This is a genomic window from Pseudomonas sp. S5D5 (assembly GCF_003013355.1).
GTDB lineage: Bacteria > Pseudomonadota > Gammaproteobacteria > Pseudomonadales > Pseudomonadaceae > Aquipseudomonas > Aquipseudomonas aylmerensis.
In genome coordinates this window covers 6,193,836-6,216,528 of sequence record NZ_PTEO01000001.1, presented here as the reverse complement: position 1 = coordinate 6,216,528, position 22,693 = coordinate 6,193,836, and the positions used below count along the sequence as shown (strand labels likewise).

The 22,693-nt window shown below is 62.2% G+C and carries 23 protein-coding genes; 7 read left to right on the top strand and 16 right to left on the bottom strand.

Annotated features, from left to right (window positions below; translation table 11 throughout):
- Positions 1–43: 43 nt before the first annotated feature.
- Positions 44–415, bottom strand: coding sequence for a hypothetical protein (locus C9990_RS28465; RefSeq protein ID WP_065900187.1), 372 nt, complete (start codon positions 413–415; stop codon positions 44–46).
- 347 nt (positions 416–762) lie between these two features.
- Between C9990_RS28465 and C9990_RS28460 the strand changes: the two genes are divergently transcribed.
- Positions 763–2,832 carry an AsmA family protein gene (locus C9990_RS28460; RefSeq protein WP_065900188.1) on the top strand — a complete coding sequence of 690 codons (2,070 nt, stop codon included), beginning with the start codon at positions 763–765 and terminating at the stop codon, positions 2,830–2,832.
- 111 nt (positions 2,833–2,943) lie between these two features.
- Here the strand turns inward: C9990_RS28460 and C9990_RS28455 are convergent, their stop codons facing one another.
- Positions 2,944–3,474 carry a bacterioferritin gene (locus tag C9990_RS28455; RefSeq protein ID WP_034105637.1) on the bottom strand — a complete coding sequence of 177 codons (531 nt, stop codon included), beginning with the start codon at positions 3,472–3,474 and terminating at the stop codon, positions 2,944–2,946.
- 200 nt (positions 3,475–3,674) lie between these two features.
- On the opposite strand from C9990_RS28455, the gene C9990_RS28450 reads away from it, so the two are divergent.
- Positions 3,675–4,565: a triacylglycerol lipase gene (locus tag C9990_RS28450; RefSeq protein WP_106805304.1), complete on the top strand. Its 891-nt coding sequence runs from the start codon at positions 3,675–3,677 to the stop codon at positions 4,563–4,565.
- Between the two features lie 96 nt (positions 4,566–4,661).
- On the opposite strand, the gene C9990_RS28445 is transcribed toward C9990_RS28450, so the two are convergent.
- Positions 4,662–5,549 carry a DMT family transporter gene (locus C9990_RS28445; RefSeq protein WP_106805303.1) on the bottom strand — a complete coding sequence of 296 codons (888 nt, stop codon included), beginning with the start codon at positions 5,547–5,549 and terminating at the stop codon, positions 4,662–4,664.
- A gap of 98 nt (positions 5,550–5,647) precedes the next feature.
- Here C9990_RS28445 and C9990_RS28440 point away from each other — a divergent pair, with 98 nt between their 5' ends.
- From C9990_RS28440 to C9990_RS28425, 4 genes are all read left to right on the top strand, one after another.
- Positions 5,648–6,436 (top strand): helix-turn-helix transcriptional regulator, encoded by a 789-nt coding sequence (locus tag C9990_RS28440; protein WP_106805302.1) that lies wholly within the window; start codon positions 5,648–5,650, stop codon positions 6,434–6,436.
- 71 nt (positions 6,437–6,507) lie between these two features.
- On the top strand, positions 6,508–6,810 hold the full coding sequence (locus tag C9990_RS28435) for a PsiF family protein (protein WP_065900193.1): 303 nt from the start codon (positions 6,508–6,510) through the stop codon (positions 6,808–6,810).
- A 177-nt stretch (positions 6,811–6,987) separates the two neighbouring features.
- Complete coding sequence (locus C9990_RS28430; protein ID WP_065900195.1) at positions 6,988–8,001, top strand: AI-2E family transporter; 1,014 nt, start codon at positions 6,988–6,990, stop codon at positions 7,999–8,001.
- A 43-nt stretch (positions 8,002–8,044) separates the two neighbouring features.
- Positions 8,045–8,623 carry a hypothetical protein gene (locus tag C9990_RS28425; RefSeq protein WP_065900197.1) on the top strand — a complete coding sequence of 193 codons (579 nt, stop codon included), beginning with the start codon at positions 8,045–8,047 and terminating at the stop codon, positions 8,621–8,623.
- A gap of 116 nt (positions 8,624–8,739) precedes the next feature.
- On the opposite strand, the gene C9990_RS32375 is transcribed toward C9990_RS28425, so the two are convergent.
- Together C9990_RS32375 and C9990_RS28415 are read right to left on the bottom strand one after the other, a co-directional pair.
- Positions 8,740–8,937 (bottom strand): hypothetical protein, encoded by a 198-nt coding sequence (locus tag C9990_RS32375; RefSeq protein WP_120447513.1) that lies wholly within the window; start codon positions 8,935–8,937, stop codon positions 8,740–8,742.
- A gap of 101 nt (positions 8,938–9,038) precedes the next feature.
- Entirely contained in the window at positions 9,039–10,307 is a 1,269-nt protein-coding gene (locus C9990_RS28415; RefSeq protein WP_106805300.1) for an Hsp70 family protein, read from the bottom strand.
- A gap of 238 nt (positions 10,308–10,545) precedes the next feature.
- Between C9990_RS28415 and C9990_RS28410 the strand changes: the two genes are divergently transcribed.
- Positions 10,546–11,484 carry a DnaJ C-terminal domain-containing protein gene (locus C9990_RS28410; RefSeq protein WP_106805299.1) on the top strand — a complete coding sequence of 313 codons (939 nt, stop codon included), beginning with the start codon at positions 10,546–10,548 and terminating at the stop codon, positions 11,482–11,484.
- Between the two features lie 87 nt (positions 11,485–11,571).
- Here C9990_RS28410 and ureC read toward each other — a convergent pair whose 3' ends face one another.
- The 11 genes from ureC to urtA all read right to left on the bottom strand — a co-directional run bounded on the left by ureC (position 11,572) and on the right by urtA (position 22,678).
- Positions 11,572–13,272 carry an urease subunit alpha gene (ureC, locus tag C9990_RS28405; protein WP_106805298.1) on the bottom strand — a complete coding sequence of 567 codons (1,701 nt, stop codon included), beginning with the start codon at positions 13,270–13,272 and terminating at the stop codon, positions 11,572–11,574.
- Between the two features lie 70 nt (positions 13,273–13,342).
- The gene (locus tag C9990_RS28400; RefSeq protein WP_065900216.1) at positions 13,343–13,648 is read right to left on the bottom strand and encodes an urease subunit beta; all 306 of its coding nucleotides are present in this window, start codon (positions 13,646–13,648) and stop codon (positions 13,343–13,345) included.
- Complete coding sequence (locus C9990_RS28395; protein WP_106805297.1) at positions 13,645–14,178, bottom strand: GNAT family N-acetyltransferase; 534 nt, start codon at positions 14,176–14,178, stop codon at positions 13,645–13,647. The genes C9990_RS28400 and C9990_RS28395 overlap by 4 nt, the downstream gene beginning before the upstream one ends.
- 5 nt (positions 14,179–14,183) lie before the next feature.
- Positions 14,184–14,705, bottom strand: coding sequence for a GNAT family N-acetyltransferase (locus C9990_RS28390; RefSeq protein ID WP_065900222.1), 522 nt, complete (start codon positions 14,703–14,705; stop codon positions 14,184–14,186).
- Positions 14,706–14,715: 10 nt separating this feature from the next.
- Positions 14,716–15,018, bottom strand: coding sequence for an urease subunit gamma (gene ureA / locus C9990_RS28385; RefSeq protein WP_003171437.1), 303 nt, complete (start codon positions 15,016–15,018; stop codon positions 14,716–14,718).
- A gap of 146 nt (positions 15,019–15,164) precedes the next feature.
- A complete protein-coding gene (locus C9990_RS28380) occupies positions 15,165–16,004 on the bottom strand; it encodes an urease accessory protein UreD (RefSeq protein ID WP_106805296.1) in 840 nt (279 codons plus the stop codon).
- A gap of 31 nt (positions 16,005–16,035) precedes the next feature.
- Complete coding sequence (gene urtE, locus C9990_RS28375; RefSeq protein ID WP_106805295.1) at positions 16,036–16,734, bottom strand: urea ABC transporter ATP-binding subunit UrtE; 699 nt, start codon at positions 16,732–16,734, stop codon at positions 16,036–16,038.
- A 1,143-nt stretch (positions 16,735–17,877) separates the two neighbouring features.
- Positions 17,878–18,711: an urea ABC transporter ATP-binding protein UrtD gene (urtD, locus tag C9990_RS28370; protein WP_177410359.1), complete on the bottom strand. Its 834-nt coding sequence runs from the start codon at positions 18,709–18,711 to the stop codon at positions 17,878–17,880.
- On the bottom strand, positions 18,708–19,775 hold the full coding sequence (urtC, locus tag C9990_RS28365) for an urea ABC transporter permease subunit UrtC (protein WP_106805293.1): 1,068 nt from the start codon (positions 19,773–19,775) through the stop codon (positions 18,708–18,710). The genes urtD and urtC overlap by 4 nt, the downstream gene beginning before the upstream one ends.
- A complete protein-coding gene (gene urtB / locus C9990_RS28360; protein WP_065900236.1) occupies positions 19,775–21,277 on the bottom strand; it encodes an urea ABC transporter permease subunit UrtB in 1,503 nt (500 codons plus the stop codon). Before urtB ends, urtC begins: the two co-directional genes overlap by 1 nt.
- A 135-nt stretch (positions 21,278–21,412) precedes the next feature.
- Positions 21,413–22,678 (bottom strand): urea ABC transporter substrate-binding protein, encoded by a 1,266-nt coding sequence (gene urtA, locus C9990_RS28355; RefSeq protein WP_065900237.1) that lies wholly within the window; start codon positions 22,676–22,678, stop codon positions 21,413–21,415.
- Positions 22,679–22,693 lie beyond the last annotated feature (15 nt).

Genomic DNA, 22,693 nt, shown 5'->3' with positions numbered 1-22,693 from the left:
AGCCCGATCGGCTGATCGGGCTTTTTTCAGGGCCACCACGGGGTTAGCTCTGAGCTTGATGCAGTTCTTGCAGACGGTCCGAGCCGCCTTCGGCAACGCCTTCAGTGTAAGCGCGTTTGTTGGCTTGTTCAGAACCACCTTCGACCAGGCCTTTCTGTTCCAGGCGATCACGGCCACCTTCAGCAACACCTTCGGTGTAGGCGCGTTTGTTGGCCTGTTCCGAACCGTTTTCAGCCACGCCGCCTTTGGCGTAGTCACGATTCTCTTCTTCTTGCGAACCGCTGCGAGCCAGGGTCTGGCTGGATTGAACGGCTTGGGCTTTGTTCTGTGGAGTTGCCTGTTCGGCTGCTGGCAGGGCAAAGGCACTGGAAGCAAGGACAGACAGCAGGACGGTAGCGAGTACTTGGCGTTTCATGATGGGTTGCTCCTTGGGAGGGCGATAAAGTGGGTACAAGGCTAATGCTACTCTTGATAAGTCGATATAAAAGTTCATAAACACAATGGTAATAATCAACAGAATTGATTGTTCGCCAGAGCCGCTCTAGAACGGGCCTCTCAAGCACGCGCTTTTGCACCGAGGTGGGTATTTTCGACACGAACATGGGTAACAATGGTGCGCCCGTTGATGATCGAATCTGTCTGGTCGATCAGGAAAATGGCTTTTTGCGACTAAATCCGCGATCGAGTTAAACCCCCGCGCGGTTTGCCAGTCGTAGCCTTATGAGCTGTAGTTCAGCTATTCGTGTTGAGGAGTCCTGTGCAATGACGCGCACTCGTAAAATCGTCGCCTGGAGCTGCGCCAGCTTCGTTCTGTTAATCGCCATCCTGGTGCTGGTCCTGGTGTTTTTTGACTGGAACCGCATCAAGCCGCCCCTCAATGCCAAGGTTTCCGAAGAGTTGCATCGCCCGTTTGCCATCAATGGCAACCTGGCCGTGGTGTGGGCGCGTGAGCCCGACGAAGGCGGCTGGCGTGCCTGGGTGCCATGGCCCCACGTGATTGCCGAAGACCTGACCCTGGGCAATCCCGATTGGTCGAAACAGCCGCAAATGGTCACGTTGAAGAAGGTCGAGCTGCGTATTTCGCCGCTGGCGCTGCTGGTGCAGCGCGTGGTGATCCCGCGCATCGACCTCACCGAGCCGAGTGCCCAGTTGCAGCGCCTGGCCGACGGCCGCGCCAACTGGACATTCAAGTTCGACCCCAAGGACCCTAACGCCGAACCCTCCAGTTGGGTGGTGGACATTGGCGCCATCGGCTTCGACAAGGGCCACGTCACCCTCGACGACCAGACTCTCAAGACTCAGCTCGACGTGATCATCGACCCCTTGGGCAAGCCGATTCCGTTTGGCGAAATCGTCGGCGACGCCGATGCCAAGAAGGCCCTGGAAAAAGGCTCGGCACCGCAGGACTACGCGTTCGGGCTCAAGGTCAAAGGCCAGTACCATGGCCAGAAACTCGACGGCAGCGGCAAAATCGGTGGCCTGCTGGCCCTGCAGGACGCGGCCAAGCCATTCCCGCTGCAGGCCCAGGTCAAGATCGCCGACACCAGCATCGCGCTGGCCGGCACCCTGACCGACCCGCTGAACCTCGGCGCCCTCGACCTGCGCCTGAAACTCTCCGGCACCAGCCTGGGCAACCTGTACCCGCTGACGGGCGTGACCCTGCCGGACTCGCCGGCCTACGCCACTGACGGGCACTTGATCGCCAAACTGCACGAGCCGACGGGTGCGTCTTTCCGGTACGAAAACTTCAACGGCAAGATCGGTGACAGTGACATCCACGGCAACCTCGGCTACGTCGCCAGCCAGCCACGGCCCAAGCTCAGCGGCGCGCTGGTGTCCAATCAATTGCTGATGACCGACCTCGCGCCCCTGATCGGCGCCGACTCCAACGCCAAGCAAAAGGCCCGGGGCGGCGAAAGCAAACAACCGGCGACCAAAGTGCTGCCGGTGGAAGAGTTCCGCACCGAGCGCTGGCGCGACATGGATGCCGATGTGGAATTCACCGGCAAGCGCATCGTGCACAGTGCCGATCTGCCGTTCACCGACCTCTATACCCACCTGATCCTCAACGACGGCGAACTGAGCCTGGAACCCCTGCGTTTCGGCGTGGCCGGCGGCAAGCTGGACGCGCAGATCCGTTTGAATGGTCGCACCACGCCCATGGAGGGCCGTGCCCGGCTCACTGCGCGCAACTTCAAGCTCAAGCAGCTGTTCCCGACCTTCGAGCCGATGAAAACCAGCTTTGGTGAACTCAACGGCGACGCGGATATTTCCGGGCGCGGCAACTCTGTGGCGGCGCTGCTGGGCACCTCCAACGGTGACCTGAAAATGCTCATCAACGATGGCGCCATCAGCCGCAGCCTGATGGAAATCGCCGGGCTCAACGTCGGCAACTACGTGGTGGGCCGCCTGTTTGGCGACAAGGAAGTGAAGATCAATTGCGCGGCGGCGGACTTCGGCATCAAGACTGGCCTGGCGACCACGCGGCTGTTTGTGTTCGATACCGAGAACGCCATCATCTACATCGATGGCACGGCGAACATGGCCACCGAGCAGCTCGACCTCACCATCACGCCGGAATCCAAGGGCTTCCGCCTGTTCTCCCTGCGTTCCCCGCTGTACGTCAACGGCCCGTTCATCAAGCCGAATGCCGGGGTGAAAGCCATCCCATTGGCGCTGCGTGGTGCGGGCATGGTCGCCCTGGGCGTGATCGCCGGCCCGGCTGCCGGGTTGCTGGCGCTGGTCGCCCCCAGCGGCGATGAGCCGAACCAATGCGCACCGTTGCTGCAGCAGATGAAGGAAGGCAAGGCGCCGAAGACCGTGAAAGGCTGATCCGACACAAAAAAACAGGAGCCGGCTTGCCGGCGATGAGGCCTTGGTTCTCGGTAGAGAGCTTGAGGCCATCATCGCCGGCAAGCCGGCTCCTACAGGGTGTTGCGGGGGTTACAGGCTTTCGAGGATGTCAGCCATGTCGTCTGCGTGCTCTTCTTCCTGAGCCAGGATCTCTTCAAACAGACGGCGGGTGGTCGGGTCCTTGTCGCCGATGTACTGGATGATTTCACGGTAGCTGTCCACCGCGATCCGCTCGGCCACCAGGTCTTCGTAGACCATTTCCTTCAAGCTGTTACCCGCCACGTATTGGGCATGGGAGTTCTTCGACAGCAGGTCCGGGTTGAACTCCGGTTCGCCACCCAGTTGCACGATACGTTCGGCAAGTTTGTCGGCGTGTTCGGCTTCCTGGGTCGCGTGTTCGAGGAATTCCTCGGCGGCGATCTGGGCCTTGACGCCGCTGGCCATGAAGTAGTGGCGCTTGTAGCGCAGCACGCACACCAGTTCTGTGGCCAACGAGGCGTTGAGCAGGCGAATGATCTCTTCGCGGTCGGCGTCGTAACCCTCGGTCACGGCACCGTTTTCGACGTTCTGGCGGGCGCGGCTGCGCAGGGTCGCAACGTCAGTCAAGTTTGCTTCAGTCATCTCAATCTCCTGGTGCTAATCCGGTTTTACGCCACGCTCTACCGGCGTGATCGCTCCAAGTTGTGAGTCCTGTGTGACGCAAAAAGTTTTATCGGATTTCAACGGCGTCGAGCATTTGCAAACCATCGCCTGTTCATGGGGCGGTCATGTCATTTGGTCTAGGATGGTTCAATCGCCCTAACGACCAGGATGTCAGCGTCATGCCCCAACCGCTCACCACGCGTTATCCCCTGGTGCTGGTACCCGGCATGCTCGGCTTCGTGCGAGTGGGGTTGTTTCCCTATTGGTACGGCATCGTCCCGGCGCTGCGGGCCGGTGGCGCGCAGGTGTTTGCCGTGCAGGTGGCGCCGCTGGATTCCAGCGAGGTGCGGGGTGAGCAACTGCTGACGCAAATCGAACAGATTCGCCGTGACACCGGTGCCGACAAGGTCAACCTGATCGGCCATAGCCAGGGCGCGCTTACCGCCCGCTATGCGGCGGCCAAGCGCCCTGACTGGGTGGCGTCGGTGACGTCGGTGGCCGGGCCCAATCAGGGTTCGGAACTGGCGGACCATATCCACCTTCATTACCCGGCCGAGAGTGTGAAAGGGCGGATCATGAGCGCGCTGTTCCATCTGGTTGCCTGGGTGATGGGCGTGCTGGAAACCGGCTATCGCGGGCCGCGCTTCAAGGCTGATCTGCAGGCCTCGCACCATTCCCTGACCAGCGCCGGCGTGGCCCTGTTCAATCGCCAGTATCCCCAGGGGTTGCCCGATACCTGGGGTGGGCACGGCGCCGAGGTGGTCAATGGCGTGCGCTATTACTCGTGGTCCGGCACTTTACAGCCGGGCAAGACCGATCGCGGGCGCAACCTGCTGGACGGCACGAACCGCAGTTGCCGTTTGTTCGCGCGCAGTTTTGTGCGGGAAAAGGGTCAGTGTGACGGCATGGTCGGACGCTACAGTTCGCATTTGGGACGGGTGATCGGCGATGACTATGCGTTGGACCACTTCGACATCGTCAACCAGTCCATGGGGCTGGTGGGCAAGGGCGCGGAGCCGATCCGCTTGTTCGTCGAGCATGCGCAGCGATTGAAAGCCGACGGGGTTTAGCCGGCCCAATCGCGTAATCGTTCATCGCCGCCAAGCCAGCACCCACCAAGCAACGCGGTTCACTGTGGGAGCGGGCTTGCCCGCGATAGCGAGGGCTCAGGCCGCGCTGGCCTCGCGGCGCACCGGCGTGGTCCAACGCTCCGACAAGATCACCCCGCCCAACGTCAGCAAGCCACCCACCAGGTGATACAGCGCCAACTCCTCCTTCAACACCACGGCTGCAATCAGCGCGGTGATCAGCGGCAGCAGATTGAAAAACAATGTGGTGCGGCTTGGCCCCAGGGTCTTGACCGAATGCATCCACGCCAACGGCGCGAGCATCGACGCCAGCAAGCACGCGTACAGCACCAGCGGGATGTTCGCCCAGCCCAGGCCCGCTTTCGCCGAAAACAGGAACAGCGGAAACAGCACCACCACCGCCACCAGCACCTGCAGATAGAGAAGCACCAACGGCGGCAGGCGCAGCTGCCATTTTTTCAGCAGGGTGCTGTAGACCGCATAGGCCAGGGTGGCCACCAGCATCATGCCGTCGCCGAGGTTCACGCCGTGCTGCAGCAGCGCGCCGAGGCTGCCGGCCGAGACCACCACGACCACGCCGGCAAATGACAGCACGGCACCGGTGAGGGCGCCGAAGGTCAGGCGCTGGCCGAGGCTGATGATGGCGGCGGTCAATGCCATCAACGGCATCAGCGAGAGGATGATGCCCATGTTGGTGGCGCTGGTCAGCGTGGCGGCGTAATAGGCCAGGCTCTGGTACACGGCCATGCCCAGCACGCCGAGGATGAAAACCTTGCCCAGGTTCGGGCGGATCATCGACCAGTTGGCAATCACCGGCTTGAGCATGAACGGGGTAAACAGCAGCGCTGCGAGCAACCAGCGATAAAAGCCGATTTCTGCAGGGAAGATCGAGCCCACGGCCAACTTGTTGACCACGGTGTTGCCGGCCCAGATAAAGATAGCCAGCAGCGGATACGCGTATTGCATCGAAAGAAACCAGGTGTGTTGATGAGGCAGGATTATCCCCTTGTCTGGATCGCAGCCTATACTGCGATCCAGACAACCTGCGCCTGTATCCAGACAATATGCCCAGACACATCGTCCGCCTCGCCGATTTCGCCCGGCTCCCCAGCCCGGTGTACTTTCGCTACTCCGATTTTGCCCCGGATACCGAGTGCACGCCGCACCAGCACTTGTGGGGTTCGCTGGATTATTCGGCGAGTGGGGTAATGCGCATGGAAGTGGCCGGCAGCCGCTTCATGTCGCCGCCGCAGTATGCGGTCTGGGTGCCGCCGCAGACCGAGCACAGCTCCTACAACGCCCACGCGATCATCTACCACTCGGTGGGCCTGGCCCCGGAGCTGTGCGAGCAACTGCCGAAGCACCCCTGCACCTTGGCGATCAGCGACATTCTCAAGGCAATCCTCAAGGATTTTGCCCAGCGTGATGTGAATAACCCTCAGAGCGACGCCGACCGCCGTCTGGCTGACGTGGTGGTGGACCAACTCAGGCAGGCGCCGATTCACGATTGCTTCCTGCCCTACGCGCGTCACCCCGGGCTGCTCGGCGTACTCGAAGGCATGCAGGCCGACCCCGGCGACAATCGTCCCCTGGCGCACTGGGCCGAGCAGGTGCACGTCAGCGAGCGCACCCTGGCGCGGCAATTTGTGCGTGAGTTGGGCATGAGTTTCGGCGAATGGCGCCAGCGCCTGCGTTACCTCGCCGCCATCGAAGCCCTCGACAGCGAGCGCAGCGTGCAACACGTCGCCTTCGACCTGGGCTACAGCACCGCCTCGGCCTTCATCGCCATGTTCCAGCGCCATGCCGGCTGCACGCCGGAGCAGTACCGGCGGACAAATATCCGCGGCCGGTGAAGATGTAACAGGCTTTGACTACACTCCTCGGTAGGCCGTGCCCCCCGGCACGGTAACAGGGAGAAAACTCCATGAAGATGCTGCGTATTCCGCTGTTGATGATGGGCCTGCTGCTGTGTTCCCAAGGGTTTGCCGCCACTGCCCAGCAAAATAAAATGACCACCTGCAATGCCGACGCCACCACCAAGGCGCTCAAAGGCGATGAACGCAAAGCCTTTATGAGTACATGTCTCAAGGCGGCTCCCGCTGCCAACGACGCCAAGACCCTGACGCCCCAGCAGCAGAAGATGAAAGACTGCAATGCCGACGCCAAGACCAAAGCCTTGACCGGCGACGCGCGCAAAACCTTTATGAGCACCTGCCTGAAGAAATAATAGCCCCAGGCCATAGAAGGCTGCGACACTCGCACACAGCCCCCTGTAGGTGCTGGCTTGCCAGCGAAAAAGCGGGAACGCTCACGCGTTTATCCAGACTAAACGCGGTGCCCTTGCGTTTTTCGCCGGCAAGCCGGCTCCTACAACATCCTTTAACGCCGTTCGTTTTGAGGCTGTATGCCAACGTTTTCTCAGCGTCACGTGTTGTTGCTGGTCAGTTGCGTCATCATTTTCGGTGGATTATTGCTGGTCCTGCCGCTGAAGCTGCTGCCCAGCCTGTTGGCCGGCCTGCTGGTGTATGAACTGGTCAACATGCTTACCCCGCAGTTGCAGCGGCTGATCGAAGGCCGGCGCGCGCGCTGGTTGGCCGTGGCCTTGCTCGGCACCTTGATCGTCAGCGTGCTGACCCTGATCTTCGCCGGCGCCATCAGCTTCCTGCTCCACGAAGCAGAAAATCCCGGGGCGTCCCTCGACAAGTTCATGGGCGTGGTCGACCGCGCGCGCGGCCAGCTGCCGCCTTTCCTCGACGCCTACTTGCCCGCCAGCGCCGCCGAGTTCCGCGTGGCCATCGGTGATTGGCTGAGCAAACACCTGAGCGAACTGCAGTTGGTCGGCAAAGACGCCGCGCACATGTTCGTCACCCTGCTGATCGGCATGGTGCTCGGCGCGATCATCGCGCTGCAGCGCGTGCCCGACCTTACCAAGCGCAAGCCGCTCGCCGCTGCGCTGTTCGACCGCCTGCACTTGCTGGTCCAGGCCTTTCGCAACATCGTCTTCGCCCAGATCAAAATCGCCGCGCTGAACACGGCCTTTACCGCGATCTTCCTGGCCGTGGTGCTGCCGCTGTGTGGCATTCACCTCCCGCTGACCAAGACCCTGATCGTGCTGACCTTCCTGCTCGGCCTGCTGCCGGTGATCGGCAACCTGATGTCCAACACGCTGATCACTATCGTCGCGCTGTCGTTGTCGATCTGGGTGGCGGTGGCGGCGCTGGGCTACCTGATCGTGATCCACAAGGTCGAGTATTTCCTCAACGCGCGCATTGTCGGCGGGCAGATCAGTGCCAAATCGTGGGAGTTGCTCCTGGCGATGCTGGTGTTTGAAGCCGCGTTTGGCTTGCCGGGCGTGGTGGCGGGGCCGATCTACTACGCGTATTTGAAGAGCGAGTTGAAGCTCGCTGGCATGGTTTGATGCAGTCACGAGAACGTTAAAGGGACTTAAGGGGAAACATGCAGTGAGCGACAATCTCTACGCTCCGCCAACGGCGGAGCTGACCGACACAGCGCGGCCGTCAGCCGAGTTTTACGTCATTTCCAAAAAGAAATTGCTGATCCTGAGCCTGCTCAGTTTTGGGCTTTACACCTATGTCTGGGCGTATAAAAACTGGAGCTTGTACAAGCAGGCCAACCAGGCCGATATGTTGCCAGTGGCGCGCGCGTTCTTTTTTATTTTCTTTATCCACAAGCTCTATCGCCTGGCCTACCGGCGCGTAGTCGAGAGCGGCCGCAAGTTCGACTTCGATTTTGAACAGTGGGCGACGGTTTTCGTGGTGCTGACGGTGGGCGCCAATATGTTCGACGCGGCGGCGGCGCGGATCGAGGCGTGGTCTGCGTATAAGAACCTGACGATGCTGGCGATTCCGATCTGTGCCTACATCCTGCAGCAGTCCCAAGGCCTGATCAATTTTGCCGCGGGGGATCCCGACGGCGAGAGCAATGATCGTTTCAGCCCATGGAACTACCTGGTGATCGTGCCGGGGGTGGTGGTCTGGGGGCTGACGTTTCTGGGGCTGTGGTCGATTTATTTCCGCTAGGGCGGGTTGGCGTCTCCTGCGATGAGTGGGCTTTTTTGTGGTGAGCGGGCTTGCCCCGCGTTGGGCTGCGAAGCAGCCCCAAAACCATCATCCCAGGCATACCTGAAACAGCGCATTCATCCTTGATGGGGCTGCTTCGCAGCCCAACGCGGGGCAAGCCCGCTCGCCACAAGAAGCCCGGCAGCCACAATAAGCTCATCAGCCACATCAAGCCCGGCAGCCACAATAAGCTCATCAGCTACATCAAGCCCGGCAACCACAATAAGCTCAACAGCCACATCAAGCCCATCAGCCACAACAAGCTCATCAGCCATATCAAACCCTGCAGGTCACAGGAGACTTTGTTTGGCTCATCAAGCCCTGCAGGCCACAAGAGGCTCTGGTTGCCTCAAGCCTCCTCTGGCCAGCGTCTCGCTCAACTGCCGTAGCGTTTGCTTGCCTCGATCGCCAGGCCGCTGCCGATGCTGCCGAAGATGTTGCCTTCCACGTGCCGTGCATTCGGCAGCATTGCCGAGATGCTGTGGCGCAGGGCCGGGATGCCGCTCGAACCGCCGGTGAAGAACACCGTGTCCACTTGGGCAACGTCCACCGAGGCGTCGGCCAGCAATTGCGTGACGCTGTTGCGCACGCGCTCCAGCAGGCCGTCGATGGCCGACTCGAACAGGCTGCGGCTCAGGTCCACGCTCAAGCCAGGTTCAACCCGGTCGAGCAGTACGTGGCGGCTGTCTTCGTGGGTCAGCTGGATCTTGGTTTCTTCCACTTCCATCGCCAGCCAGTGGCCGGCGCGCTGTTCGATCAGCTTGAACAGGCGGTCAATGCCGCCGGTGTCTTCGATGTCGTAGCGCATGCTGCCCAGGGCCAGCTGGGATTTCTGCGAGTACACCGAGTTGATGGTGTGCCAGGTCGCCAGGTTCATGTGGTGGCTGGTGGGCATGTAGGCGCCGCTTTTCATGCGGCTGCCGTAGCCGAACAGCGGCATCATGCCGGCCAGCGACAGTTGCTTGTCGAAGTCGGTCCCGCCGATGTGCACACCGCCGGTGGCGAGGATGTCGTCGTGGCGGTTGTCGTTGTGACGGCGGTCCGGTGACAGGCGCACCAGCGAGAAGTCGGAGGTACCGCCGCCGATGTCGACGATCAGCACCAGCTCTTCCTTCTCGATGGTCGACTCGTAGTCGAAGGCCGCGGCAATCGGTTCGTACTGGAACGAGATGTCCTTGAAGCCGATCTTGCGCGCTACATCCACCAGAGTGTTTTCGGCTTCCTGGTCGGCCATCGGGTCGTCATCGACGAAGAACACCGGACGTCCCAGCACCACTTCCTCGAACTCGCGGCCGGCGGTGGTCTCGGCACGGCTCTTGAGTTGGCCGATAAACAGCGCCAGCAGGTCGGTGAACGGCATGGCCGTGCCCAATACGCTGGTGTCGTGCTTGATCAGCTTGGAACCCAGCAGGCTCTTGAGCGAGCGCATCAGCCGGCCTTCGTAGTTTTCCAGGTACTCGTGCAGGGCCAGGCGACCGTAGACCGGGCGGCGCTCCTCGAAGTTGAAGAACACCACCGACGGCAACGTGATCTTGTCGTCCTCCAGCGCGATAAGCGTCTCCTCGCCGGGGCGGATCCAGCCGACGGTGGAGTTGGACGTGCCAAAGTCGATGCCGCAGGCACGGGCTGGGGATGGGTTTTTCATGTCTATCGGGTTCCGGTTGAAAAACGGCCGCGCAGTGTATGCCAGTCGCAAAGGAATGCGTAGGCCGACTATCCGTTAAATGGTGCTTGAAAGTGCGCGTTTCGCCCCCACATCTTGTGCATACGGCTAGCGCCGATAACACTTTGACGCACCCCCAGGCCACAGCACTCAACAGGTGCAATGCAGCGCACGTTGTGCCCCGGGCTGTGCGATCTCGATTAAGGATGGTGAACCGCCGATGGATTTCAAAGACTACTACAAGATTCTGGGTGTCGAGCCGAGCGCCGATGACAAGGAAATCAAGGCCGCCTATCGCAAGCTCGCACGCAAATACCACCCGGATGTCAGCAAGGAAAAAGACGCCGAAGCCAAGTTCAAGGACGCGTCCGAAGCCTATGAAGCGCTTAAAAGCGCGGATAAGCGCGCGGAATACGACGAACTGCGCAAATACGGCCAACATGGCCAGCCATTCCAGGGGCCACCGGGCTGGCAGAGCCGTGGCGGCTTTGGTGGCGGCCAGGACGCGGGCGACTTCTCGGACTTCTTCAGTTCGATCTTCGGCTCGCGTGGCGATGCCTTCGGAGGCGGCCAGCGCCGTCCTGCCGGGCGTAAAGGCCAGGACGTGGAGATGCAGCTGTCGGTGTTCCTCGAGGAGACGCTGTCGACCGAGTCCAAGCAGATCAGCTTCCAGGTGCCGCAATACGACGCCTCGGGCCGGCATGTCAGCAACACCACCAAGAGCCTGAACGTGAAGATCCCTGCCGGCGTGACCGACGGCGAGCGCATTCGCCTCAAGGGCCAGGGCGCACCGGGAATCGGCGGCGGGCCGAATGGCGACCTGTACCTGATCATCAAGTTTGCGCCGCACCCCAAGTTCGAGGTGGATGGCGAGAACCTGGTCATCAACCTGCCCCTGGCGCCATGGGAATTGGCGTTGGGCACGGAAGTGGCGGTGCCGACCCTGACCGGCAAGATCAACCTCAAGGTGCCGGCCGGCAGCCAGAACGGCCAGCGCATGCGCGCCAAGGGCCATGGCTTGCTGAACAAGGCCGGGCAGCGCGGCTTCCTTTACGTGCAGCTCAAGGCGGTGATGCCACCGGCAGGCGATGACGAGGTGAAAGCGTTGTGGCAGGCGTTGGCGCAGAAAGCTGCCTTCGATCCTCGCGCCAATTTCTGACGCGCCCTTGCAGGAGCCCGGCTTGCCGACGATAGCGTTCTAGAGACTGCTATCGCCGGCAAGCCGGGCTCCTGCACGATTCGGGGGTCAGAACAGGAAATACCGCTGCGCCATCGGCAACACGTCCGCCGGCTCGCACCACAGCAACACCCCATCGGCCTTGACCTGGTAGGTCTGCGGGTCCACCTCGATATCCGGCAGGTAATCGTTGTGGATCAGGTCGGTTTTCTGCACGTCGCGACAGCCCTTCACAACCCCAATCTGTTTCTTCAGGCCCAGCGCTTCCGGCAGGCCTGCGTCCATCGCTGCCTGGCTGATAAAGGTCAGGCTGGTGGCGTGCAACGAGCTGCCAAAACTGGCGAACATCGGGCGGTAGTGCACCGGTTGCGGGGTCGGGATCGAGGCGTTGGCGTCGCCCATCAGGCTGGAGGCAATCGCACCACCCTTGAGGATCAGGGTCGGCTTGATGCCGAAGAACGCCGGGCGCCACAGCACCAGGTCAGCCCATTTGCCGACTTCGATGGAGCCGACGATATGGCTGATGCCATGGGTGATCGCCGGGTTGATGGTGTATTTGGCGATGTAGCGCTTGGCGCGGAAGTTATCGTTGCCCGGACCGTCGCCGGGCAGGGCGCCGCGCTGTTTTTTCATCTTGTCGGCGGTCTGCCAGGTGCGCGTGATGACCTCGCCGACACGGCCCATGGCCTGGCTGTCGGAGCTGATCATCGAGAAGGCGCCGAGGTCGTGCAGGATGTCTTCGGCGGCGATGGTTTCGCGGCGGATGCGGCTTTCGGCGAAGGCCACGTCTTCGGCAATGCTCGGGTCCAGGTGATGGCAGACCATCAACATGTCCAGGTGTTCGTCGATGGTATTGCGCGTGAACGGCCGCGTCGGGTTGGTGGAACTGGGCAGCACGTTGGCAAAGCCGCAGGCCTTGATGATGTCCGGCGCATGGCCGCCACCGGCACCCTCGGTGTGATAGGTGTGGATGGTGCGGCCCTTCAGCGCGGCCAGGGTGGTTTCGACGAAGCCCGACTCGTTGAGGGTGTCGCTGTGGATCGCCACTTGCACGTCGTACTGGTCGGCGACGCTCAGGCAGTTGTCGATGCTGGCGGGCGTGGTGCCCCAGTCTTCATGCAGCTTCAAGCCGATGGCGCCGGCCTTGACCTGTTCGATCAGCGGCTCCGGCAGGCTGGCGTTGCCCTTGCCGGTCAAGCCGATGTTCATCGGGAACGAGTCGCTGGCCTGCAGCATGCGCGCCAGGTGCCACGGACCCGAAGTGCAGGTGGTGGCGTTGGTGCCGGTGGCCGGGCCGGTGCCGCCGCCGATCATGGTGGTGACGCCGCTGGTCAGCGCTTCTTCGATCTGCTGCGGGCAGATGAAATGCACATGGGAGTCGATGCCGCCGGCAGTGAGGATCATGCCTTCGCCAGCGATCACTTCGGTGCTGGCACCGATGGCCATGGTCACACCGGGTTGGATATCCGGGTTGCCGGCCTTGCCGATGGCATGGATGCGGCCATTCTTGAGGCCCACATCGGCCTTGACGATGCCCCAGTGGTCGATGATCAGCGCGTTGGTGATCAGGGTATCGACGACCTCGTGGGCGAGCAGTTGGCTCTGGCCCTGGCCATCGCGGATCACTTTGCCGCCGCCGAATTTCACTTCTTCGCCGTAGACGGTGAAGTCCTGCTCCACTTCGACGAACAGCTCGGTGTCGGCCAGGCGGACCTTGTCGCCGACGGTGGGGCCGTACATGTCGGCGTAGGCTTGTCTGGAAATCTTCATGTGATTGCCTTGGGAATTAAGTGAATGTGGGATCGCGCGCTCGCTTTCGCCGGCTTCCCGGCGATGGGGCCTAGAGGTCGCCCATGATCCGCCCGGCAAAACCAAATACCCGGCGTCCGCCGCTCAAATCGACCAGTTCGATTTCACGGCTTTGCCCAGGCTCGAACCGCACCGCCGTGCCCGCTGGAATATTCAGGCGCATGCCGCGACTCAATGCGCGGTCGAAGGTCAGTGCGTCGTTGGTCTCGAAAAAGTGGTAATGCGAGCCCACCTGGATCGGGCGGTCGCCGCTGTTGGCCACGCTCAGGGTGACGGTGCGGCGGCCGACATTGAGTTCGATCTCGCCAGGCTGGATCTGATATTCGCCAGGAATCATGCAGGTTGCCCCAAGGTCTTGAAGTAGATGGCGGTCGGGGTGTAGCGCCCGTCCGGGCTTTGGCAGTAGTCGGGCAGTTCGCCGATCTTGGTGTAGCGCAGCGACTGGTAGAAGGCCTCGGCGCCCGAGCCGGCTTCGGTGTCCAGGTACAACAGGCCGCGCTTGTGCTGGCGCGCGGCGAGTTCCAGGGTGTTCATCAACTGTTGGCCCAGGCCATGGCGTCGCGCGCTGCTGTGCACCAGCAGTTTTTGCACCTCGGCGCGGTTCAGGCCGTTGGCTTTCAGGCACAGCGCCAATTGCACGCTGGCGATCACCTGTTCGTCGCGCACCACCACCCACAGCAGCAGGCTGGTGTCTTCGATGCTGGCGCGCACGCCTTGCAAATAGTCGCGGGCCTGGGCTTCATCGAAGTCGGCCATGAAACCCACCGACGCGCCGTGCTTGACTGCGTCGAGCAGCAGCTCCACCAAGCCCTGGCGGTAGTGGGCAAAACTTTCAGCATTGACTCGACGCAGTTGGGTCGCGCTCATCGATCTCACTCCTTGGGCGGTTGCGCGCCCGGATTCAATGTCAGTTGCATAAAGGTCAGGTCCAGCCAGCGGCCGAACTTGATGCCCACCTGGGGCATCTGCCCGGTGGTGATGAAACCCAGGCGTTCATGCAGGCGGATCGAGGCCTGGTTGCCGCTTTCGATGGCGGCGACCATCACGTGTTTGCCACAGGCGCGCGCGCGTTCGATCAGGGCTTGCATCAGCAGGGGGCCAAGGCCTTTGCCACGCTGGTCGTTGCGCACATACACCGAGTGTTCGACGCTGTAGCGAAAGCCTTCGAAGGGACGCCAGTCACCGAACGAGGCGTAGCCGATCACTTCATCATTTTCCACCGCGACCAGGATCGGATAGGCCTGGGCCTGGCGCGAACTGAACCAGGCCTGGCGGTTGCCGAGGTCCACCGGTTGTTCGTTCCAGATCGCCGTGGTGTTGAGCACCGCGTCGTTGTAGATATCGCGAATCGCCGGCAGGTCGGCGTGCACGGCGTCACGCAGGGAGATGGACATGCTCGGTCCCTCAAGCAATCGGTTGGTGGACGGTGACCAGCTTGGTGCCGTCCGGGAACGTGGCTTCCACCTGGATATCCGGGATCATTTCCGGGATGCCTTCCATCACTTGCTCACGGCTCAGCAGGGTGGTGCCGTAATGCATCAGGTCGGCCACGGTGCGGCCATCGCGGGCGCCTTCCATCAGGGCGGCGGAAATATACGCGATGGTTTCCGGGTAGTTGAGCTTCACCCCGCGCGCCAGGCGGCGCTCGGCCACCAGGCCGGCGGTAAAGATCAGCAGCTTGTCTTTTTCCCGTGGGGTCAGATCCATGGTTCAAGGTCCTTCAAAACGTTATTCATAAAAACACCGTAGATCCCTGTGGACGCTGGCTTGCCAGCGATGGCGGACTATCAGGCGAAACCTTCGTGACTGAGCCACCGCGATCGCCGGCAAGCCGGCTCCTGCAGTGCGAATCTTCATGTGCTCCAGATTCTCGGTGAAACGGCTTCACGGCCCAGCACCGCCGGGCGTAACAGTTTCCATAAATCAATCAACCAGCCCCGCGCCAACAGCGCTTCACTGGCCAGGCAGCGGGCGACCAGCAAACCGGGCAGTTGGGTCAGGTCGCCGCGCACGGCGTGGGGCAGGGCGCGGCACTGTTCGAGTAGTTGCGGTTCGATCTCGGCGGTCAGCAACAGCGTGGCGAACACCGGTTGGCCGTCGAGGCCGATGGGCGAGTCGAGCAAACCGTCGGCGCCCACAATGCGCTGGCGCTCATGCCAGAGCAACTGGCCGTCGCGGCGGATATCCAAGTGCGATTGGAAGTGGCCGAGGTCGAAACGCTCACCACTGGCCGGGCGACCGAGGGCAATGACGTCCCAGTAGAACAGCCGCGCATCGCCGTGCAGTTGGATGCGCGTGGTGAGCTCGGCCTGGGCGGCGCTGAACACGATGGTTTCCTGGGGCAGCCACTCCAGGGTCGCGCCGGCTTCCACGGTCAAGTCCAGTTGCTGAAACGCCGGGCCGCTGGCGCGGTACCACTTGGCCGCGCCGGGGCTGGTCAATTGGGCCCAGGCGCCTGTGCCGACATGCGCGCTGATGTCCAGGCGATCACCACCGGCAATTCCGCCGGGCGGGTGCACGATGATGTGCTGGCACACCTCGGGACCTTCGGCATACAGGTGCTTCTGCACCCGCAGCGGGCCGAGGTGGCGGCGCATTACCGGGCGCGTGGTGTCGCCGAAACGTGCGTAGCCGAGTTCCAGCTCGGCGTGCCAGCTGGGGGTGAACAGGGCGGGGGAGACGGGCAGGTTCATGGTTGAGTGCTTATCATCAGGACGCTACAGATTAGATGGTAACCAGGCCGCGTACACCTTCACGCTCCATATTTTCGCCACGGCCCTGCTGGACGATTTCACCCCGCGACATCACCAGGTACTGGTCGGCCAGCTCGGCGGCAAAGTCGTAGAACTGCTCCACCAGCAGGATGGCCATATCGCCGCGTGCGGCCAGTTTCTTGATCACTGCACCGATCTCCTTGATCACCGACGGCTGGATGCCTTCGGTGGGTTCATCGAGGATCAGCAGGCGCGGACGGCTGGCCAGGGCGCGGCCAATCGCCAACTGTTGCTGCTGGCCGCCGGACAGGTCACCGCCGCGCCGGTGCTTCATTTCCAGCAACACCGGGAACAGTTCGTAGATAAAGGCCGGCACTTCCTTGGCCTCGGCACCGGGAAACCGCGACAAGCCCATCAGCAGGTTTTCTTCCACCGTCAGCCGCCCGAAAATCTCCCGACCCTGCGGCACGTAGGCGATCCCGGCGTGCACACGCTGGTGCGGCTTGAACCCGGTGATGGGTTTGCCTTCCCAATTCACCGCGCCCTCCTTGGCCGGCAGCAGGCCCATCAGGCATTTGAGCAAGGTGGTCTTGCCCACGCCGTTACGGCCGAGCAGGCAGGTGACCTCGCCGATCTTCACATCAAAGGAGAGACCGCGCAGGATGTGGCTACCGCCGTAATACTGATGCAGCTTGTCGACTTGCAGCATGTTCAAAATCTCCTCAAATCGTGCAGGTGCCTGGCATGCAGGAGCCTGGTGGCAAGTGCCTGGCGTGCAGGTACCTGGCATCTGTGGTGAGCAGGCTTGCCCTGCGTTGGGCTGCGCAGCAGCCCTAAACCCAGGCGATGCAGTGTGCCTGGCGTAACGCGGCGCTCTTATTGGGGCCGCTTCGCAGCCCAACGCAGGGCAAGCCTGCTCACCACAAAGGTGTTGGTGTGCATACCGCCGTAGTACGGGTGCAGCTTGTCGACGTGCAGCATGTTCAAAACTCCTCAAATCGTGCAGGTACCTGGCATGCAGGAGCCTGGTGGCAAGTGCCTGGCGTGCATGTACCTAGTGCGCAGGTGCCTGGCGTTCAGGTACCTGGCTTCTGTGGTGAGCAGGCTTGCCCTGCGTTGGGCTGCTTAGCAGCCCCAAACCCAGGCGATGCAGTGTGCCTGGCGTAACGCGGCGCTCTTATTGGGGCCGCTTCGCAGCCCAACGCAGGGCAAGCCTGCTCACCACAAAGGTGTTGGTGTGCATACCGCCGTAGTACGGGTGCAGCTTGTCGACGTGCAGCATGTTCAAAACTCCTCAAATCGTGCAGGTACCTGGCATGCAGGAGCCTGGTGGCAAGTGCCTGGCGTGCATGTACCTAGTGCGCAAGTGCCTGGCGTGCATGTACCTAGTGCGCAGGTGCCTGGCGTTCAGGTACCTGGCTTCTGTGGTGAGCAGGCTTGCCCTGCGTTGGGCTGCTTAGCAGCCCCAAACCCAGGCGATGCAGTGTGCCTGGCGAAACGCGGCGCTCTTATTGGGGCCGCTTCGCAGCCCAACGCAGGGCAAGCCTGCTCACCACAAAGGTGTTGGTGTGCATACCGCCGGAGTACGGGTGCAGCTTGTCGACGTGCAGCATGTTCAAAACTCCTCAAATCGTGCAGCTGCCTAGCGTGCATGTACCTGGTGCGCAGGAGCCTGGCGCTCAGGTACCTGGCTTCTGTGGTGAGCAGGCTTGCCCTGCGTTGGGCTGCGCAGCAGCCCTAAACCCAGGCGATGCAGTGTGCCTGGCGTAACGCGGCGCTCTTATTGGGGCCGCTTCGCAACCCAACGCAGGGCAAGCCTGCTCACTACAACAGTGTGTCTGCCGCCGATTTTTCAGCGGCCCAGGTACACCTCGATCACCCGTTCATTTTCCTGCACTTGTTCCAGCGATCCTTCCGCCAGCACGCTGCCCTGGTGCAACACGGTCACGTGGTCGGCAATCGAACCGACGAAGCCCATGTCGTGCTCCACCACCATCAACGAGTGCTTGCCCGCCAGGCGTTTGAACAGTTCGGCGGTGAATTCAGTTTCGGCGTCGGTCATACCCGCCACCGGTTCGTCGAGCAGCAACAGCTGCGGGTCCTGCATCAGCAGCATGCCGATTTCCAGGAACTGCTTTTGCCCGTGGGACAGCAAACCCGCCGGGCGATCCACTGACGCGGTCAGGTGAATAGTGTCGAGCACTTCATCGATACGGTCTTTCTGCTCGCCACTCAGGCGCGCGCGCAGGCTGGCCCATACCGACTTGTCGGTCTTCTGCGCCAGCTCGAGATTTTCAAACACGCTGAGGGCTTCGAACACCGTGGGTTTCTGGAACTTGCGGCCAATGCCGGCCTGGGCAATCTGCACTTCGCTCATGCTGGTCAGGTCCAGGGTCTCGCCGAACCAGGCCTTGCCGTGGCTGGGACGGGTCTTGCCGGTGATCACGTCCATCAGCGTGGTCTTGCCGGCGCCGTTGGGGCCGATGATGCAGCGCAATTCACCGACACCGATGTACAGGTTCAAGGCGTTGAGGGCCTTGAAACCGTCGAAGCTGACGCTGATGTCTTCCAGGGTCAGGATCGTGCCGTGGCGGGTGTTCAGGCCGGTGCCGGCGGCCTGGCCAAGGCCGATGGCATCGCGGCCGCTGCCCGCATCGAGAATAGGTTCGAGCATGACGTTCCTCATTTTTTCAGCAGCCCGATCACGCCCTTGGGCAGGTACAGGGTGACGATGATGAACAGCGCGCCGAGGAAGAACAGCCAGTACTCCGGGAAGGCCACGGTGAACCAGCTCTTCATGCCATTGACCACGCCGGCGCCGAGCAACGGCCCGATCAGCGTGCCGCGCCCGCCCAGGGCCACCCACACGGCGGCTTCGATGGAGTTGGTCGGCGACATTTCGCTGGGGTTGATGATGCCCACTTGCGGCACATACAACGCCCCGGCCAAACCGCACAACACCGCGCTCAGCACCCACACGAACAGCTTGAAGCCGCGCGGGTCGTAGCCGCAGAACATCAGGCGGTTCTCGGCGTCACGCAGGGCGGTCAGTACCCGGCCGAACTTGCTGCGCGCCAGCCGCCAGCCGATGAGCAGGCTCGCCACCAGCAGCAGGACCGTGGCCACGAACAACACCGCGCGCGTGCCCGGTTCGGTGATGCCGAAACCGAGAATGCTGCGAAAATTGGTGAAGCCGTTGTTGCCGCCAAAGCCCGTCTCGTTGCGAAAGAACAACAGCATCCCGGCGAAGGTCAGGGCCTGGGTCATGATCGAGAAATACACACCCTTGATCCGCGAGCGGAAGGCGAAGAAACCGAACACCAGCGCCAGCACGCCCGGCGCCAGTACCACCAGGCACAGGGCCCACAGGAAGTGCTCGGTGCCAACCCAATACCAGGGCAGTTCGGTCCACGACAGGAAGGTCATGAACGCCGGCAACTCATCGCCGCTGGCCTGGCGCATCAGGTACATGCCCATCGCATAACCGCCGAGGGCGAAGAACAGGCCGTGGCCGAGCGAGAGCATCCCCGCGTAGCCCCACACCAGGTCCAGCGCGAGCGCGACGATGGCATAGCAGAGGATCTTGCCGACCAGTGTCAGGGTGTAGGCGGACACATGCAGCGCACTGTCCGGCGGCAACAACGACAGCAGCGGCAGCGCGAGCAGTACCACAAGGATCAGCGCGCCCACTGCAATCGTGACGGTGGGGCCGGCCTTTTGCGTGGCCGTGAGCATCAATGGCTGGTTCATCAGTCGATCACCCGTCCTTTCAGTGCGAAGAGTCCCTGCGGGCGTTTCTGGATAAACAGAATGATCAGCGCGAGGATCAGGATCTTGCCGAGCACGGCACCGATCTGCGGTTCGAGAATCTTGTTGGCGATCCCCAGGCCGAAGGCCGCCATCACGCTACCGGCCAACTGGCCGACGCCGCCGAGTACCACCACCAGGAACGAGTCGATGATGTAGCTCTGGCCCAGGTCCGGGCCGACGTTGCCGATCTGGCTCAGCGCCACGCCGCCCAGGCCGGCGATGCCGGAGCCAAGGCCAAACGCGAGCATGTCCACGCGTCCGGTGGGCACGCCACAGCAGGCAGCCATGTTGCGGTTCTGGGTGACGGCGCGCACGTTGAGGCCCAGGCGCGTCTTGTTCAGCAGCAGCCAGGTCAGCACCACCACAAACAGCGCGAAGGCGATGATCACGATGCGGTTGTACGGCAGCACCAGGTTGGGCAGCACCTGGATCCCGCCGGACAGCCACGCGGGATTGGAGACTTCGACGTTCTGCGCGCCAAACACCAGGCGCACCAACTGGATCAGCATCAGGCTGATGCCCCAGGTGGCGAGCAGGGTTTCCAGCGGCCGGCCGTACAGATGGCGAATCACCGTACGCTCCAGCGCCATGCCGATCGCGGCGGTGACGAAGAACGCCACCGGCAAGGCGATCAACGGGTAGAACTCGATGGCCGCGGGCACGTAGCGCTGCATCAGCAATTGCACCACATAGGTCGAGTAGGCGCCGAGCATCAGCATCTCGCCGTGGGCCATGTTGATCACACCGAGCAGGCCGAACGTGATCGCCAGGCCCAGGGCCGCGAGGAGCAGGATCGACCCCAGGGACATGCCGCTGAAGGCCTGGCCGAGGATCTCGCCAAGCATCAGTTTGCGTTTGACCTGGGCCAGGCTGGTTTCGGCAGCGGTGTGCACGGCGGCGTCGGTTTCCACGCCCGGCGCCAGCAGTGCTTCGAGACGGGTGCGCGCCAGCGGATCGCCGGTGCTGCCGAGCAGACGCACCGCAGCGAGGCGCACCAGCGGGTCGGTGTCGACCAGTTGCAGGTTGGCCAGCGCCAGGCTGAGGGCGGTGTGGACGTCCTCATTGGTCTCGGCGGCGACTTGCTGGTCGAGGAATTTGAGCTGCGCAGGCACAGCGGTTTTTTGCAGGGTTTGTGCTGCGGCCAGGCGCACCTTAGGGTCGGCGGCGAGCAGTTGCTGGCTGGCTTGCACGTTGTCGATCAAACCGCGCAGGCGGTTGTTCAGGCGTACGGTCCTGGTTTCACCGTTGACCGTGAGTTGGCCTTGTTGCAGGGCGTCGACCAGTTCGATGCGGGCTGGATTTGGCTGGGCAGCCCAGTCCTGCAGCAGCTTGGCTTGCTGGGTCGGGTTGGCGGCCAGGAAGTCTTCGGCATCGCCTGCGTGTGCGGCCAGCGGCAGCAACAGCAGGGCGGCGAGGATGAAGCGGTAAAGGGCAGTGGGCATACCAAAGTGTCCTGATCATGCGCGGACAGTGTGGGAGCGGGCTTGCTCGCGAATGCACTGTGTCAGTCGACGCATCCGGAGCTGATCCAGCGCTTTCGCGAGCAAGCCCGCTCCCACATTTAGACCGAGTCGGGCTTAGTTGCTCTTGACGGCGTAATCCGGCTTTTTGTCATTGCCAGGAATGTACGGGCTCCACGGTTGCGCGCGGATCGGCTCCTGGGTCTGCCAGACCACCGAGAACTGCCCGTCCGCCTGGATCTCGCCGATCATCACCGGCTTGTGCAGGTGGTGATTGGTCTTGTCCATGGTCAGGGTGAAGCCCGACGGCGCGGCGAAGGTCTGGCCGGCCAGCGCTTCACGCACTTTGTCGACATCGGTGGACTTGGCTTTCTCGACGGCCTGCGCCCACATATGGATGCCCACGTAGGTGGCTTCCATCGGGTCGTTGGTCACGGCTTTGTCCGCGCCCGGCAGGTTGTGTTTCTTGGCGTAGGCCTTCCAGTCGGCGACGAATTTGGTGTTCACCGGGTTCTCCACCGACTGGAAGTAGTTCCAGGCCGCGAGGTTGCCCACCAGCGGCTTGGTGTCGATGCCGCGCAGCTCTTCTTCACCCACCGAGAACGCCACCACCGGTACGTCGGTGGCCTTCAGGCCCTGGTTGGCCAGTTCTTTGTAGAAAGGCACGTTGGAGTCGCCATTCACGGTGGAGATCACCGCCGTCTTGCCGCCGGCGGAGAACTTCTTGATGTTGGCGACGATGGTCTGGTAGTCGGCGTGGCCGAACGGGGTGTAGACCTCTTCGATGTCTTTGTCCGCTACACCTTTGGAATGCAGGAACGAGCGCAGGATCTTGTTGGTGGTGCGTGGGTACACGTAATCGGTGCCGAGCAGGAAGAAACGCTTGGCGCTGCCGCCTTCTTCGCTCATCAGGTATTCCACCGCCGGGATCGCTTGCTGGTTCGGCGCTGCACCGGTGTAGAACACGTTGGGCGACATCTCCTCACCCTCATATTGCACCGGGTAGAACAGCAGGCCATTGAGCTCTTCGAACACCGGCAACACCGATTTGCGCGACACCGAGGTCCAGCAGCCGAACACCACGGCGACCTTGTCCTGGGTCAGCAGCTGACGGCCTTTCTCGGCGAACAGCGGCCAGTTGGAGGCGGGGTCGACGACCACCGGCTCAAGCATCTTGCCGTTCACCCCGCCCTTGGCGTTGATCTCGTCGATGGTCATCAGCGCCATGTCCTTGAGCGACGTTTCGGAGATGGCCATGGTCCCGGACAGCGAATGCAGGATGCCGACCTTGATGGTCTCGGCGGCCTGCACGGTCCAGGTCAGGCCCATGGCGGCAATGGATGCCGACAGGGTGAAAGCCTTGATCAAGCTGCGACGCTTCATGGTGCGATCTCCGTA